16 protein-coding genes and 1 tRNA gene are annotated in these 14,255 nt (G+C 64.6%); 7 read left to right on the top strand and 10 right to left on the bottom strand.

Annotated features, from left to right (window positions below; all coding sequences use genetic code 11):
* Positions 1-47: 47 nt before the first annotated feature.
* The gene (gene arsC / locus JKG68_RS14300; RefSeq protein WP_202060589.1) at positions 48-473 is read right to left on the bottom strand and encodes an arsenate reductase (glutaredoxin); all 426 of its coding nucleotides are present in this window, start codon (positions 471-473) and stop codon (positions 48-50) included.
* 111 nt (positions 474-584) lie between these two features.
* Entirely contained in the window at positions 585-1,169 is a 585-nt protein-coding gene (locus JKG68_RS14295) for a hypothetical protein (protein WP_210346329.1), read from the bottom strand.
* A 176-nt stretch (positions 1,170-1,345) separates the two neighbouring features.
* Here JKG68_RS14295 and JKG68_RS14290 point away from each other — a divergent pair, with 176 nt between their 5' ends.
* A complete protein-coding gene (locus JKG68_RS14290) occupies positions 1,346-2,179 on the top strand; it encodes a lytic murein transglycosylase (RefSeq protein WP_202060585.1) in 834 nt (277 codons plus the stop codon).
* Between the two features lie 43 nt (positions 2,180-2,222).
* On the opposite strand, the gene JKG68_RS14285 is transcribed toward JKG68_RS14290, so the two are convergent.
* The 6 genes from JKG68_RS14285 to JKG68_RS14260 form a co-directional block, all read right to left on the bottom strand.
* Entirely contained in the window at positions 2,223-3,311 is a 1,089-nt protein-coding gene (locus tag JKG68_RS14285; RefSeq protein ID WP_202060583.1) for a TRAP transporter substrate-binding protein, read from the bottom strand.
* A gap of 230 nt (positions 3,312-3,541) precedes the next feature.
* Positions 3,542-3,715, bottom strand: a complete 174-nt coding sequence (locus JKG68_RS14280) for a DUF1328 domain-containing protein (protein ID WP_202060581.1) — start codon at positions 3,713-3,715, stop codon at positions 3,542-3,544.
* 108 nt (positions 3,716-3,823) lie between these two features.
* Positions 3,824-4,915, bottom strand: a complete 1,092-nt coding sequence (locus JKG68_RS14275; protein WP_202060579.1) for an ATP-dependent DNA helicase — start codon at positions 4,913-4,915, stop codon at positions 3,824-3,826.
* Positions 4,912-5,877: a DMT family transporter gene (locus JKG68_RS14270; protein WP_246515425.1), complete on the bottom strand. Its 966-nt coding sequence runs from the start codon at positions 5,875-5,877 to the stop codon at positions 4,912-4,914. The genes JKG68_RS14275 and JKG68_RS14270 overlap by 4 nt, the downstream gene beginning before the upstream one ends.
* 321 nt (positions 5,878-6,198) lie before the next feature.
* Positions 6,199-7,227 (bottom strand): hypothetical protein, encoded by a 1,029-nt coding sequence (locus JKG68_RS14265; RefSeq protein WP_202060577.1) that lies wholly within the window; start codon positions 7,225-7,227, stop codon positions 6,199-6,201.
* 139 nt (positions 7,228-7,366) lie between these two features.
* Complete coding sequence (locus JKG68_RS14260) at positions 7,367-7,777, bottom strand: PRC-barrel domain-containing protein (protein WP_202060575.1); 411 nt, start codon at positions 7,775-7,777, stop codon at positions 7,367-7,369.
* A 203-nt stretch (positions 7,778-7,980) separates the two neighbouring features.
* On the opposite strand from JKG68_RS14260, the gene JKG68_RS14255 reads away from it, so the two are divergent.
* A complete protein-coding gene (locus JKG68_RS14255; protein ID WP_202060573.1) occupies positions 7,981-9,141 on the top strand; it encodes an SDR family oxidoreductase in 1,161 nt (386 codons plus the stop codon).
* Between the two features lie 110 nt (positions 9,142-9,251).
* Positions 9,252-10,163, top strand: coding sequence for a penicillin-insensitive murein endopeptidase (mepA, locus tag JKG68_RS14250; RefSeq protein WP_202060571.1), 912 nt, complete (start codon positions 9,252-9,254; stop codon positions 10,161-10,163).
* A 36-nt stretch (positions 10,164-10,199) separates the two neighbouring features.
* Here mepA and msrA read toward each other — a convergent pair whose 3' ends face one another.
* Positions 10,200-10,859, bottom strand: a complete 660-nt coding sequence (gene msrA, locus JKG68_RS14245) for a peptide-methionine (S)-S-oxide reductase MsrA (RefSeq protein ID WP_202060566.1) — start codon at positions 10,857-10,859, stop codon at positions 10,200-10,202.
* 82 nt (positions 10,860-10,941) lie between these two features.
* A complete protein-coding gene (locus JKG68_RS14240) occupies positions 10,942-11,262 on the bottom strand; it encodes a PetM family of cytochrome b6f complex subunit 7 (protein WP_202060561.1) in 321 nt (106 codons plus the stop codon).
* Positions 11,263-11,472: 210 nt separating this feature from the next.
* On the opposite strand from JKG68_RS14240, the gene JKG68_RS14235 reads away from it, so the two are divergent.
* From JKG68_RS14235 to JKG68_RS14220, 4 genes are all read left to right on the top strand, one after another.
* A tRNA-Ser gene (locus JKG68_RS14235) sits at positions 11,473-11,562 on the top strand.
* 426 nt (positions 11,563-11,988) lie between these two features.
* Complete coding sequence (locus tag JKG68_RS14230; RefSeq protein WP_202060559.1) at positions 11,989-12,699, top strand: RNA polymerase sigma factor; 711 nt, start codon at positions 11,989-11,991, stop codon at positions 12,697-12,699.
* A gap of 2 nt (positions 12,700-12,701) precedes the next feature.
* Entirely contained in the window at positions 12,702-13,763 is a 1,062-nt protein-coding gene (locus tag JKG68_RS14225; RefSeq protein ID WP_202060557.1) for an SDR family oxidoreductase, read from the top strand.
* 15 nt (positions 13,764-13,778) lie between these two features.
* Positions 13,779-14,255: a DUF2231 domain-containing protein gene (locus JKG68_RS14220; RefSeq protein WP_202060552.1), complete on the top strand. Its 477-nt coding sequence runs from the start codon at positions 13,779-13,781 to the stop codon at positions 14,253-14,255.

Here is a 14,255-nt window from a genome sequence, read left to right as displayed (position 1 = left end):
CGTCCTGTCCCTGAACAGGAGGAAAGGCGGCTTGTTCCCTTCAGGCCCTAGGCTAATCCGACGCGCCGGCCGGAGGCATCGACCACCGGCTCGCCATCCTCCTTGACGAACTCGCCCTGCTGCGGCGGCAGGATGTCGAGGACGGCCTCGGACGGACGGCAGAGCCTGACGCCCATGGGCGTGACCACGATGGGGCGATTGATCAGGATGGGATGCGCCATCATGGCATCGAGAAGCTGGTCGTCGCTCACGGAAGGATCGCCGAGTCCGAGTTCCTGAAACGGCGTGCCCTTCTCGCGGATGACATCGCGGACGCTCACACCCATCCGGGCGATGAGCTGGCGCAGAAGGAGGCGCGTCGGCGGGGTCTTCACATAATCGACGATGTGCGGCTCGATCCCGGCATTGCGGATGAGCCCTAAGGTGTTGCGCGAAGTTCCGCACTGCGGATTATGGTAGATGATCACATCCATGACTTTTCCCGGGCATTCGCCTGTGTGCGGCCAGCAGGCCCGCATCATGGCTAGCTTCGAATCGGTGGCGGTTCAAGGCTTGCGGATGCCAGCCCTCTGGTGCCGTGGCTCTCAGGCCTGACAGCCCCCCCTGCCCTGCACCTTCAGGTTCGTCAGCAGCCGCTGGGCGAGCGTATTGTAGGCGCCTTGCGTCTCAGCTCCCGAAAGCGACAGCTCGAGCACCCATTCGTTCGAGAGCGGCACGATCAAGGTCTCGACGGTCATGGCATGCGAGGCCGTCGGCAGGTTCACATCCACCCACGTAGCGGACCAGCGCATGGCCCCGGCATTTGAGGAAACGGAGACGGATTGCGCGGGGCGCCCGAGAAGCTCCTCGTAGTCTCGCTGCAGGAAGGCGGCGTCGCGGCTTGCGAGGTCGGGCTGCGGCATGTCGCGAAGCTCACGGGCGGAGCGAAGGCTCACGCCAAGCTCCACATGCGAGACGACGGCCTTGAGCCCCTCCTCGCTCCGGCGCCACTCGTCCGGCAGGGACAGGTGGAAGCAGAGATCCGACGCAACTTTGCCTGCAACCTGTGTCTGCCGCGTCACAGGATCGAACCGGGTCTGAATGGTTTCGCTCACGAGGTCCGGACCGGGAGAGACATTTGCGGCCTGCACGACCGGGGCGGCTGCAAGCAAGGCCAGAAAAGCAGCCATGCCCGACCATGCTCGCCAATATTCGTTGCTGCGCACCGCGCCTCTCCACCTGAACGCACCCTAGCTTCCATAGCAACGCTCCTGGACTGCGCAAGTTGCTTTCGCAACAACGTGGCCTTGAGTTGCCGGAGAATGGCCCTACCTCGCTCAGGAACCGAACGAACTGGAGAGACTTCATGCAGGCTTTCATGCGCGCCTCCGTTCTGGCCGCCGCCCTCCTCGCGGCAGGTCAGGCCTCGGCAGCAACCTGCCGCGATCCGGCAGGCTTCGAGAAATGGCTCGACGACATCGGGCAGGAAGCGGTGGCGCAGGGCATTTCGGCGGAGGCCGTCAGACAGGGATTGTCCGGCGTGACCTTCGATCAAAGCGTGATCAAGAAGGATCGCGGCCAAGGCGTGTTCAAGCAGAGCTTCGAACAGTTCTCGGGCCGCATGATCTCACCCGGACGTCTCAGAGGCGGCGCGAACCAGTTGAAGCGCCATGCTGCGACGCTCGCGCGGATCGAGCAACGCTTCGGCGTGCCGGGCCCCGTGCTCGTGGCCATCTGGGGCCTGGAGACCGATTTCGGGGCCGTGCGAGGCAACCTCCCGGTCATCCGCTCGGTGGCGACGCTCGCCTATGATTGCCGGCGCACGGAGTTCTTTACGGGACATCTCTTCGATGCGCTGCGCATTGTGGACAAGGGCGATCTCTCGCCTGCCGAGATGCGTGGCGCATGGGCCGGCGAAATGGGCCAGACCCAATTCATGCCTTCGTCCTACGTGAAATACGCCATCGATTTCGACGGTGACGGGCGGGCCGATCTCTTGCGCAGCCCTGCCGACGTGCTCGCGTCAACGGCCAATTACCTGAAAGGCCATGGCTGGGTCAGAGGCGGCGATTGGGCGCCCGGATCCCAGAACTTCGAGGCCATCCGGGCCTGGAACAAGTCCCAGGTGTATTCGCGCACTATCGCCCTTTACGCCTCGAAGCTTGCAGGCGGCGACACGTCGGCCGCAGCCAGCCAGTAAGGCTTCAGGAAAAGGCGGGCCTGAGAGTCCGCCTTTTCGTTGATCAGCCGCGGGCGCGGGCGCGGATCATGAAGGTGTCGTAGGCGTATTCCGCCACCTGGAACCAGAGATATTCCTCGCCGCGGAAAGCCTTGTAGCTGTCGTAGATCTTCTTGAACTCGGGGTTCTTGGCCGAGATCTCGTCATAGACCTCATTGGACGCCTTGTAGGCTGCTTCCATGATGTCCTGCGAGAAGGGGCGCAGCTGCGCGCCCGCGCCGATCAGGCTGCGAAGAGCCGCCGGATTGCGGGCATCGTATTTGGCCTGCGTGTCCACATTCACGTAGCCCGCCGCTGCTTGGACGGCTGCTTGGTAGTTCTTGGGAAGCTCATTCCACTTGGCCTGGTTGATGAAGAAGTGGATGGCGGGACCACCCTCCCAGAAGCCGGGATAGTAGTAGTACGGAGCCACCTTGTTGAGGCCGAGCTTCTCGTCGTCGTAGGGCGCCACCCACTCGGCGGCGTCGATGGTGCCGCGCTCCAACGACGGGTAGAGGTCGCCGCCTGCGATCTGCTGCGGGATCACGCCGAGCTTGCCCATGATCTGGCCCGCAAGGCCTGCAATGCGCATCTTGAGGCCCTGCAGGTCCGGAACGGTCTTGATCTCCTTGCGGAACCAACCGCCCATCTGCACGCCGGTGTTGCCTGCGGGCAGCGCGTAGACGTTGTGCTTGGCGTAGAACTCGTTCAGCAGGGTATTGCCGTTGCCGTGATAGAGCCAGGCATTGGTCTGCCGCGAGTTGAGGCCGAAGGGCAGCGTGGTGCCGATGGCGAAGGTCGGATCCTTGCCCACATAGTAGTAGGAGCAGGTGTGGCCCATCTCCACCGTTCCGCCGCCGATGGCGTCGAGCGCCTGAGGCGCGCCGACGATCTCGCCGGGCGCGAAGGTCTGGATCTGGAACTTGCCGTCGGTGGCCTCGGAAACGAGCTTGGCGAACGTCTCGCCACCGCCGAACAAGGTGTCCAGCGACTTGGGAAAAGCCGAGGTCAGGCGCCAGCGCACCTCGGGGTTCGACTGGGCGATCGCGGGCTTGGCGACGGCCCCTGCAGCCACGCCAACCGTGGCGGCCTGGAGGAATGCACGACGTTTCATGGGCGTCCCTTTCATAAATTTATCTTTCAAGGCAGCAGCGAGACAGAAAGTTTCAACCCGGCGCCCGGAAATGAAAAAGTTGAGCAGCCCCTATAGCGAGCCGGGGACAAGAAGGCAGACCTCGCACGGCAGGGACTTCATGCATCCAGTGCATGCATCGCCAAGCCTCCCAATCCGCAGGGCGGTCGCGCTTGGGGGCGCATGGAACGACGGGTGATGCCGGACGGATCTTAGAAGATCAGTTCACCGGCTCCCCAGGCGAGGAGGATCAGGATGATGAAGAACAGGAGGAAGATGCCGAACAGGACCTTGGCGATGCTCCGGGCGCCCGATGCGATGCCCGTAAAGCCCAGGGCTCCGGCCACAAGGGAGACCACAAGAAAGATCAGAGCCCATTTCAACATGTCTGCGCCCTCTCGGAGACGGTTCAGCCAACGGTTCAGCTAGGAGCATAAGACCTCAAGCTGCGCCGGGTTCCTGAGCGCAAGTTGGAGCCCGCGCCAGGCTCCTGCTCAGATCACGACGGTGGCCTTCTCGGCAGCCCGCGTCAGGGCCGTGTAGAGCCAGCGGCTGCGATGCTCGCGGAAGGCGTAGGATTCGTCGAAGAGCACGAGATCGTCCCATTGCGAGCCCTGGGCCTTGTGCACGGTGAGCGCGTAGCCATAGGTGAACTCGTCGGACTCCTTTCGCAGGACGAAAGGCACCTCCTCCTCCGTGCCCTCGAAGAACGCCTTGTGCACCGCCACCTCCACGGACCGGCGGCGGGCATCGTCGTCCGGCAGCACGTCCATGCGGATGAAGTCGTTGCGGATCCCGCGCAGGGCCTGGATGCTCCAGGTGCCGCCGTTGAGCAGCCCCTTGGTCTTGTCGTTGCGCAGGCACACGAGCTTCTCGCCCGCCGCCGGCATGGGGTCGCGGTAGCCGTTCAATTCGCGCAGTCGGGTGTTGTAGAGACGGCGCGTCTTGTTGAGGCCCACCAGCACCTGATCGGCCGCCATGACGGCTGCCGCATCGATCTCGCGGCGACGGATGACGCGGCTCTCGCCGTAGACGCCCGGCTCCAGCCGTCCGCCCTCCCGAACCTGCATGGACATGTGGATGATGGGGTTGTCCTTGGCCTGGCGATGCACCTCGGTGAGCATCACGTCGGGCTCTCCCTCCGTGAAGAAGCCACCGCCTTTGACGGGCGGCAACTGCGCCGGATCGCCGAGCACGAGCACGGGCTGCCCGAACGACAGGAGATCGCGCCCGAGCTCCTCGTCCACCATGGAGCATTCGTCGATGATGATGAGGTCGGCCTTGGATGCCGGGCTTTGACGGTTGATGACGAATTGCGGACCGTTCTCGTCGGACTCCCGCGAGCGGTAGATCATCGAGTGGATGGTGGAGGCATCCGTGCAGCCTTTCGTGCGCAGCACCAGCGCCGCCTTGCCGGTATAGGCCCCGAAGGCCACATCGCCGTCGACACCTTCGGCAATGTGCTTGGCAAGGGTCGTCTTGCCCGTTCCCGCATAGCCGAACAGGCGGAACACCGGACGGTCACCGCGGCGGAGCCAATCGGCAACAGCCTTGAGGGCGGCATCCTGTTGCGGCGACCATGTCATGCGGATTTCGCCTCGCGATGCAGGGAGTAGAGAAGGCCGAGGATGATGCAGCCGCTGCCCAAGAAGACGAACGGATCGAGCGCCTCGCCATAGAACTGCCAGCCGACGAAGGCGATCAGCGGGATGCGCATGAAATCGAGGGGCACGACCATGGTGGCGTCGCCCTGCCGGTATGCATTGGTCAGGCAGTAGTGAGCGAGCAGGCCGCCGACGGAGATGCCCGCGAGGGGCAGTGCGTGGGAGGGCTGCACCTGCAGCCAGAACGCCCTGCTCACTCCTGCAAGGTTCATGGGCAGCTGGATCAGGTTCATGAAGAACAGGATCGAGAAGGTGCTCTCGGTCATGGTGAGGCGCTTCGTCATGATGGCCACGAGCGCGAAGCTGAAGGCGACGCCGAGCATGAGCAAACTGGCCGGCTGCAAGGTTTCCACGCCCGGCCGCAGGATCACGACAATGCCGATGAAGCCGAGCACCACGGCCACGAGACGGCCCACGGTCATCTTTTCCCCGAGCAGGGGAATCGCCAGCAGAGCAACCCAGGCCGGCGTGGTGAACTCGAGCGCGAAGACCGTTGCGAGCGGCAGGAGCGTCAGCCCGAAGGCCCATCCGTCGGTGCCTGCGAAATGCAGGACGTTTCTGGTAAGATGAAGCCTGAAGCGCCGCGGCTTCAGGCCGGGCCTGAGCTCCGGCTTGAGGAGCGCGAGAGCCAGCAGGATCAGGACGCCCGCGGCATTGCGAACGGCCAGCATCTCGAAGATCGAGAAGGCAGGCGCGAGCGCGCGCACCGCAATGGCCGTTGCGGAGAAGGCGAGAAGTGCGCCGCTCATCCAAAGGACGACGGCAAGGATGCTGCGATGGGGCACGGCGGTCTGTTCGAAGTGAATGCTTCCTTCGCTTACCGCGCCTGCGGCATCGCGTGAAGCCTTCATCGTCACGGCAACGTCAGCGACCAAGCCGCGCATGAGCGGCTGCTCCCGACCAAAGCACCACCACCGCTCCACGCCGCAGGCGTCCCGATGTGATTCTTGGTTTGCCCGAGCGCATGTTCCGCTGCTTCGACGCGAACCTGGTGAACTTTTTGGAAGCCGATCGGAATGTTTTTCGAGGCTTCATCGAAACCGTCTTCAGCCCTCCTCAAGTGGATAGGATCGGGGCTTCGACGTTGAACACTCTCGATGACGTTCGAATACTCGAAACAGCATGAACGTCATCTTCATGCAGCATCTAAGCTTCTGATTTCGTGAATCAAATTTCCCACGCTCGACGGCTGGAAAAAGCATCCGTCATCCGCCCGAAGAAGCTCTAACCCTCTCATCCTGCACCCGATATCGAGTCTCAGGTCTGCAAGTGAAGAGCATCCCTTCAATCAAAATATCCACAGAAAAAGTGCGCGCTCTACTGTCAACACTTTCCGATATTCGGAACCGCGTTGGTATAACGACGTTGCCTTGCAAGCGTGACGGTTGCACGCGAAGGCTCTTGAAGGAGGCTGCAATGCCGATAGACATCAAGTCAAACCCGCTGACACAGTTGTTCACGGGCGACACCGGTGCGACCAGCACCAAGAAGACCGCGAAGAAGAGCAGCTCTCGCAGCAGCTCGTCCAGCACCGCGAAGGGCTCCAAGTCCTCTGCGAAATCCGGCGCCACGAAATCCGGCGCAGCGAAGTCCGGCACCAAGACCGCCGCGAAGTCCTCGGGCTCCTCGTCCCGTTCCAGCGCAGCGAAGTCGGGCTCGAAGAGCACCGCTGCGAAGAAGTCCGGAACGAAGACCGCCGCCAAGAAGACGGCTGCGAAGTCGACCTCGAAGTCCTCGGCCAAGTCCGGCGCCAAGAAGACCACCGCCAAGTCGACTGCCGCCAAGAAGACCTCGACCAAGTCGGCTGCGAAGTCCTCGGCCAAATCGTCGGCCAAGTCGTCGGCCAAGTCGGGCGGCAGCAAGACTGCAGCCAAGAAGACCACTGCCAAGAAGACCGCTGCCACGAAGACCCCCGCCAAGAAGACCTCGGCCAAGTCGACCTCGTCGGCCGCCAAGAAGTCCTCGTCGCGTTCGACTTCGGCACGCTCCGGCTCGTCCCGTTCGACCGGCAAGGCGTCCGCATCCCGCAGCTCCAGCCGCGGCGCAGTGAAGTCTTCTGCCAAGAGCTCGGCGTCCAAGGGTTCGGCCTCCAAGGGTTCGGCATCCAAGTCGCGCGGCGCGTCCAAGTCGACCACGAAGCGCGCAGCCGCCGCATCGAGCCGCACTTCCTCCACGAAGAAGTCCGGCAATGTGGCCAAGCGGTCTTCCGGCTCCGGCTCTTCGAGCGCCCGCAAGAGCCCCTCGAAGTCGAAGCGCTAAGACAATCATGCCGCGGGCTCCGGAATAGGGCGTCAGCCTCGTCCGGCGCACACGCATAAAAAATCGCCCGGTGAAAGCCGGGCGATTTTTTTTCACTCGCGATGCGGGATCGGCTTACCGGCCCGTGCTCATTGGGTCGCTTCCGCCCCAATAGGGGGTGGCGTTGTAATAGCGATGGACGTGCTCTTCCCACTCGCGGTCGTAGGAAGCGTCATGCCCTTCCGCGCTGCGACGGGGGGCTCCACGCAGCTGATCCTCATTGAGGTTCAGCTCATAGGCGTCGAGTTCGGTGTTGTACTTCAGGACGCCCCAGGGAAGCGTGTAGTATTCCTCGCCGAGCCCCATGAAGCCGCCGAAGCTCATGACCGCATAGGCCACCTTGCCGGACCGCTTCTCGATCATCACGCGCTCGATGGTTCCGATCTTCTCACCGTCCGAGCGGCGCACCGGCGTTCCTTCAACCTTGTCGCTGGCGATCAGGCTCTGGGTCTCGCGCACGTCGCCACTTTGTGCCGTCGTCTGCATTATCTCGCTCCCTTCGTCTGTGAGATGCCAAGGCAACGCCTGGGTTGAAAAGCCGGTTCCGCTTTGCATGCCGGGGGTTACGGGCTTTTCGGCCTCTGCCGGCAAGCGCTGCCGTAGGAACCCCGCCATCACCGTCACGTTGATCCACGTTCCATGAAATCTTGAGGATTATGGAAACCCTGAGGACAATGAAGGAGAATGCCATGGCGGTTCGCCAGAAGCCGATCGAGGAGCAGGTGATCGTCATCACCGGGGCTTCCAGCGGCATCGGCCTTGCAACGTCGCATCTGTTCGCCTCCCGCGGAGCCAAAGGACTTGTCCTGGTGGCCCGCAACAAAGATGCCCTGCGCAAGATTGCCGATGAGCTCAGCCGCGGCGGCACCCGCGCCATCGCGGTTGCTGCGGATGTCAGCCGGCGCGAGGATCTCGAGCGGGTGGCGCGCACCGCCATTGAGACCTTCGGAGGCTTCGACACCTGGGTGAACGATGCGGCCGTGGCCGTGTACGGGGCGCTCAACGAGGTCCCGCTGGAGGACCAGCGGCACCTGTTCGACGTGAACTACTGGGGCGTCGTCAACGGCTCGTTGATCGCGGCAGAGCATCTGCGCAGCCGCGGCGGCACCATCATCAATGTGGGCAGCGTCCTGTCCGAGCGGACCATGATCCTGCAAACCCAGTATTCGGCCTCCAAGCATGCCGTGAAAGCGTTCACCGACGGACTGCGCATGGAGCTCGAGGCCCAGGGCGCGCCGATCTCCGTAACCCTGATCAAGCCCTCGTCCATCGACACGCCCTATATCGAGCATGCCCGCAACTATCTCGACAAGGAGAATGCCGTTCCGCCGCCGGCCTATGACCCGCATCTGGTCGGCAAGGCGATCGTGTTCTCGGCGGAGAACCAGCGGCGCGAGATCACCGTCGGCTTCGGCGGCTGGGTGATCGGCGCCGTGAGCAAGGTCGCGCCGCGCCTGATGGACAAGGCGATGGAGTGGACGGGTTACGGCTCGCAGACCACGGACGAGCCCGAGCGTCCAGGCATGCGCGACAACCTCTATGGCGCCCGCGAGGACGGGGACATATACTCGTCTCTTGCCGGCGAGCCGCGCAAGACGAGCCTCCTGCTCGAAGCGCAGCTTCATCCCTTCGTGACGGCCGCCGTCCTGGCCGGCGTCGCTGCGGGCATTGCGGCCCTGTTCATGGCTCCCATGGGAGGAGGCAGGCGGGACAAGCGGGCGAAGCGCCCCACCCCGCGCTATCAGCCCACCATGCGCCGGACCGGCAACGGCCACGACAAGCGCACCTTCGGGCCGGGCCACATGAGCCAGCGCAGCCCTTATGAAGGCAGGCCGCAGCCGCGGCACTGAACCAAGCCGGAGGGGCCGGATCGCATGTCCGGCCCTTCCCGCGCCCAGAGCGACAAGATGGCCGCACCAGGCACGTTCCAGAGCCGCAGGATGCGCGCTAGCCTGCCCGCATGAACGCGATTCGCTCCCTTGCCGTCCTCCTTGCCTTCCTCATCGGCGGCTCCGCCTCCGCTCAGGACAAGGGCACCCTCGACCCCAAGCCCCTGCCCCCGCTGGCCGATCCGGGCGATCCCAGGCTTGCCGCCAAGGAACTGTTCGGACGCCGCAGCGATCCGGCCGATCTCAGGTCCCGCTCCATCGGAAGCTATGCCCGCGGCTGCGTCGCCGGCGCGTCGGCGATTCCGGTGGATGGGCAAACGTGGCAGGTGATGCGCCTGTCCCGCAACCGCAACTGGGGCCATCCGCAGCTGATCGACTTCCTGCAGCGCTTCGCCGCGCGGGTTCCGGCCGTCACCGGCTGGCCGGGGCTTCTGGTCGGCGACATCTCCCAGCCCCGGGGCGGCCCCATGCTCACGGGCCATGCCTCCCATCAGATCGGCCTGGATGCGGATGTCTGGCTGACCCCGATGCCGGATCGCCGCCTGACGCGGACCGAGCGGGAGGAGATGTCGGCCACCAACATGGTGCGCGGCGACTGGCTCGATATCGACCCCAAGGTCTGGACCCCGCAGCACACCGCCCTCATCCGGGCGGCCTCATCGGAAAGAAGCGTGGCCCGGATCTTCGTGAACCCGGCGATCAAGAAGGCCCTGTGCCGGGAGGCTGGGGCGGACCGGAGCTGGCTCTCGAAGGTGCGGCCGATGTTCGGCCACAACTATCATTTCCACATCCGTCTTGCCTGCCCGGCCGGCGAGGCGGGCTGCTCGGATCAGGATCCGCCTCCGGGGGGCGACGGCTGCGGCGCGGAGCTGGCCGCGTGGTTCACGCCCCAGATGCTTCATCCGAAGCCCGGCAAGCCCCGTCCGCCGCTGACCATGGCCCAACTGCCGGCGGAATGCCGGCAGGTCCTGGTGGCGCCTTAGACGCCGTGGGCGGGCCAAGCCCGCCCATCTCGTGCTCTACTCGGCTGCCACGCCGACGCCGATCTGGCAGGACACGCCGGTGCCGCCCAGGCCGCAATAGCCGTTCGGGTTCTTGGCCAGGTACTGCTGGTGGTAGTCCTCGGCGAAGTAGAAGGGGCCGGCCTCGAGGATCTCGGTGGTGACGGGCCCGTAGCCCCGGGCGGCGAGCGCCTCGCCATAGGCCGCCTTCGAGGCTGCGGCGGCCCTTCTCTGAGCCTCGTCGAACACATAGATGCCGGAACGGTACTGGGTGCCCGCATCGTTGCCCTGGCGCATGCCCTGGGTTGGATCGTGGTTTTCCCAGAAGGTTTTCAGCAAAGCCTCGTAGGAGATCGCCTTCGGGTCGAACACCACCAGCACGACCTCGTTGTGGCCGGTCATGCCGGAGCACACCTCCTCGTAGGTGGGGTTGGGCGTGAGCCCGGCCGCATAGCCTGCGGCTGTGATCCAGATCCCGTCGCCCAGCTGCCAGAACTTGCGCTCGGCGCCCCAGAAGCAGCCCAGGCCGAACAGGGCCTTCTCCATGCCGTCCGGATAGGGCGGCTGCAGGGGACGGCCATTGATGAAGTGGCGCTCTGCCGTGGGAAGAGGGCTGGTCCGGCCGGGAAGAGCCTCGGCAGGCGTCGGCAGCTCGATTCGTTTGCGGAAGCTGAACATGGGGATCCCTCGCGTGATCCCGCTTATGTAGTCATCGTTTTGAGATTGCGGGAGTGGCAGCCCCCGTCACCTTGCCGTGAGTTCAGCGGCCCGCCAGATAGCCGATCGGCTCCAGGGGCTTCTGGCCGAGCCACAGCAGCAGCGCCCCGATGAAGAAGCCCGTGATCGAGGCCGGCATCTGGAGGACATAGGTGGCGATCGGATCCCACAGCCAGGGATAGCCGCGTTGCGCGATGTTGCCCTCGAGGCCCGCCATGCTCGTGGGGAAGAAGGTGCCGGCCACCTTGCCGAGGGAGGCAAACGATACATCATTGTTCACGATGGACCGGGTGCCATCGATCACCAACCCGATAAACCCTCCTGCGATCAGCAGGAGACCGAGGCTACGCGCGAGAAACTTCAAGGGAGGATACCTCTCCAAACAGAGAGGTAACTATCTAGTGCATTTTGCCGCAATGGCAAAGCCGATTCAGGGGAGTTCGCCCTAAGTTCGGTCTTGCTTTTTGATCCCGTTTAGCGATACACGGGCGCTCCGCACGACATTGCGGAGGACCCGAGCGCTTCGCGTCTCATCGCAAGCCAAGGTCCTTGAGCCATCAGACGGGCTCATGCTGGAGGGGTGGCCGAGTGGTTGAAGGCGCACGCCTGGAAAGTGTGTATACGGGAAACCGTATCGCGGGTTCGAATCCCGCTCCCTCCGCCATTATCTGAGTCCCTGAAGCAAAGACGCTCGGCTACGGAACGTCTTCTCCTGAGTGCTGGACTTCATTTCGTAGACTCCGGGTAGCATGGTCTGGCGAGTGTTCTCCGGCCGTCAAAAAAGGGGCCTCGAGGCTCCAGATCTGCCCCTGCTTCCCGCCTGAAAACCACCCAGTCCGTTGTCCCATGACAGGCAGATGCGTGTGCGAGCGCTTTGACCAATCGGTCGACCCGGCAGAGACCGAAGGGGCCGCTCGTCCACTCGATCGGCCGGCTCCGAGCCTGTTCCGGAGATCGCGCTCCTGGCCTTTCCGCCGATGGATGAGATCTTGCGCGAGGGTGTTGTCAAGCGCCCTTAAGCGTCTGTGTCGAACCCCGGGAACCTTTGCGCGGCTGCTCCATCTAACAGACCGGACACAGGAGCTTGGCCATGCAGACGGCAACGGTCGCGGCAACAGGATTGGACGGGCTCGATGATGAAGCCCTGGTGGAACGGGCCAGAGCCCGGGACGGCGCTGCGGTCCGGCTCATCATGCAAAGGCACAACCGCCGGCTCTACCGCGTCGCCCGCAGCATCCTGAACGACGATGCCGAGGCCGAGGACGTGGTTCAGGAGGCTTACGTTCGCGCCTTCACCCATCTCGATGGCTTCCGGGGTGAAGCGCAGCTCTCCACCTGGCTCACACGCATCGCGCTGAACGAGGCGCTGGGCCGGCTCCGGCGAAGGCGCGTCACGATCGGGTTGAAGGACATCGATGCCATCGACGATCAGGGGGAGGCTCGCGTGATCTATCTGCCGTCGGCCCGCCAAGACAGCAGCCCGGAGGCGGCCGCCGCCCGCGCCGAGGTGCGGCGGCTGCTCGAACGCGCGGTCGATCAGCTGCCCGAGCCCTTTCGCATGGTCTTTGTGCTCCGGGAGATCGAGGAGATGAGCGTCGAGGAAACCGCCTCTCACCTCGGCCTGAAGCCGGAGACGGTGAAGACCCGCCTTCACCGCGCCCGGCGCCTCCTGCGGCAGTCTCTCGACAAGACCTTGTCGTCGGCCGTGAGCGACGTCTTCCCGTGCGCCGGCACCCGATGCGCCCGGATCACGCAAGCGGTCCTGGAGCGGATCGATCTGCCCGCCTCGCCGGACGAATGACCATGCCGCATGAAAGGTCACAAACCTCGGCAGAGGCAAGCCGCCGTCGGGTCGTCGTCATCACCGGGGCATCCGCCGGCGTCGGACGCGCGACAGCGGTCGCTTTCGCGCGGCGCGGCTGGTCCGTGGCGCTGCTGGCGCGCGGTCTCAAGGGTCTCGAAGACGCCAAGCGCGAGGTCGAGCAGGCCGGCGGGACGGGACTGGTCCTCCCGGTCGATGTCGCCGACCCCGACATGGTTGCTGCGGCGGGCGATCGGGTGGTTGCTGCATGGGGCGGCATCGACGTCTGGGTCAACAACGCCATGGCGACCATATTCGCACCGGTCGAGAGGATCACGCCTTCGGAGTTCAAGCGCGTGACGGAAGTTACCTATCTGGGTCAGGTGCACGGCACCTTGGCCGCGTTGAAGCACATGCGGCGGCAGGGAGCCGGAACCATCGTTCAGGTCGGCTCCGCCCTGGCATACCGGTCCATTCCGCTGCAGTCGGCCTACTGCGCCGCCAAGGCAGCCGCACGCGGCTTCACCGACTCGCTGCGCAGCGAGTTGATCCACGAGAGCAGCCCGATCAGGCTGACGATGGTTCACCTGCCGGCCGTGAACACCCCGCAATTCGACTGGGCCCGAAGCCGCCTGCCCCGCCGGCTCCAGCCGGTTCCGCCGATCCACGATCCAGGGGTCGCCGCGGAGGCGATCGTCCGGGCAGCCCGCGAGGCACCGCGGGAGCTCTGGGTCGGCACCCCCACCATCAAGGCGATCCTGGGAACGATGGCGGCTCCCGGTCTTCTCGACCGCCTGATGGCGCGCCGCGCCTGGGACGGTCAGATGACGCCCGATCCGGCAGAGCCCCGGACCGACAACCTGTTCGATCCGGTCGACGGCAAAGCGAACCTGCATGGACGCTTCGCACCCGTGTCGAAACCTGGCGCGATCACGGCCTCCGACTCATTGGTGCGCGGTGTCGCCGGGGCCGTGGCGGTGAGCATGGTTGCGGCCGCAATCGGGCTGGTGCGGCACAGGTCGTCCAAGAAGGCCAGCCCCACTGAGGAAGATCCTGTTGAATGAGGAAAGGAGAGCGCCATGCGAGCTGAGAACACCGTCCGAGACCGCAACCCTCAAAGCACCGCGCAGATCGCCGGACACCCGCTGCACCCGATGCTGATCCCCTTCCCGGTCGCGTTCCTGGTGTCGACCCTTGCGTGCGACCTGCTGTTCTGGAGCACAGGCAACAATGCCTGGAGCACGGCCTCTCTCTACCTCCTGGGTGCAGCTCTCGTCATGGCTGCTCTTGCGGCTCTCGCCGGGCTGACCGACTTCATGGGCGATCGACGGATCCGCAGCCTGTCGGCGGCCTGGCACCACATGCTCGGCAACGTCGTCGTGGTCCTCCTGTCCCTGTGGAACTGGTACCGCCGCTATGAGGCCGGAGACGCCGCCGTTCTGCCGACAGGACTTGTCATCTCGCTCGTTGTCGTTCTCCTCCTGCTCTATACCGGCTGGCGCGGGTGGGAGATGGTCTACCGCCACCGGGTCGCCGTCTCGGATCAGGAAACCTGA

This window comes from Microvirga aerilata (assembly GCF_016743775.1).
Classification (GTDB): Bacteria; Pseudomonadota; Alphaproteobacteria; order Rhizobiales; family Beijerinckiaceae; genus Microvirga; species Microvirga aerilata.
Note: the sequence above shows the minus strand (reverse complement) of the source record. Positions and strands in the feature narration are given on the sequence as shown.

Excerpts from the sequence above, each read along its gene's own strand:
- JKG68_RS14220 (WP_202060552.1), top strand. The coding sequence starts at position 13,779 with ATGCGAGCTGAGAACACCGTCCGAGACCGCAACCCTCAAAGCACCGCG.
- JKG68_RS14260 (WP_202060575.1), bottom strand. The coding sequence starts at position 7,777 with ATGCAGACGACGGCACAAAGTGGCGACGTGCGCGAGACCCAGAGCCTG.
- mepA (WP_202060571.1), top strand. The coding sequence starts at position 9,252 with ATGAACGCGATTCGCTCCCTTGCCGTCCTCCTTGCCTTCCTCATCGGC.
- JKG68_RS14290 (WP_202060585.1), top strand. The coding sequence starts at position 1,346 with ATGCAGGCTTTCATGCGCGCCTCCGTTCTGGCCGCCGCCCTCCTCGCG.
- arsC (WP_202060589.1), bottom strand. The coding sequence starts at position 473 with ATGGATGTGATCATCTACCATAATCCGCAGTGCGGAACTTCGCGCAAC.
- JKG68_RS14255 (WP_202060573.1), top strand. The coding sequence starts at position 7,981 with ATGGCGGTTCGCCAGAAGCCGATCGAGGAGCAGGTGATCGTCATCACC.
- JKG68_RS14280 (WP_202060581.1), bottom strand. The coding sequence starts at position 3,715 with ATGTTGAAATGGGCTCTGATCTTTCTTGTGGTCTCCCTTGTGGCCGGA.
- JKG68_RS14285 (WP_202060583.1), bottom strand. The coding sequence starts at position 3,311 with ATGAAACGTCGTGCATTCCTCCAGGCCGCCACGGTTGGCGTGGCTGCA.
- JKG68_RS14295 (WP_210346329.1), bottom strand. The coding sequence starts at position 1,169 with ATGGCTGCTTTTCTGGCCTTGCTTGCAGCCGCCCCGGTCGTGCAGGCC.
- JKG68_RS14230 (WP_202060559.1), top strand. The coding sequence starts at position 11,989 with ATGCAGACGGCAACGGTCGCGGCAACAGGATTGGACGGGCTCGATGAT.
- JKG68_RS14275 (WP_202060579.1), bottom strand. The coding sequence starts at position 4,915 with ATGACATGGTCGCCGCAACAGGATGCCGCCCTCAAGGCTGTTGCCGAT.
- JKG68_RS14270 (WP_246515425.1), bottom strand. The coding sequence starts at position 5,877 with ATGCGCGGCTTGGTCGCTGACGTTGCCGTGACGATGAAGGCTTCACGC.
- JKG68_RS14225 (WP_202060557.1), top strand. The coding sequence starts at position 12,702 with ATGCCGCATGAAAGGTCACAAACCTCGGCAGAGGCAAGCCGCCGTCGG.
- msrA (WP_202060566.1), bottom strand. The coding sequence starts at position 10,859 with ATGTTCAGCTTCCGCAAACGAATCGAGCTGCCGACGCCTGCCGAGGCT.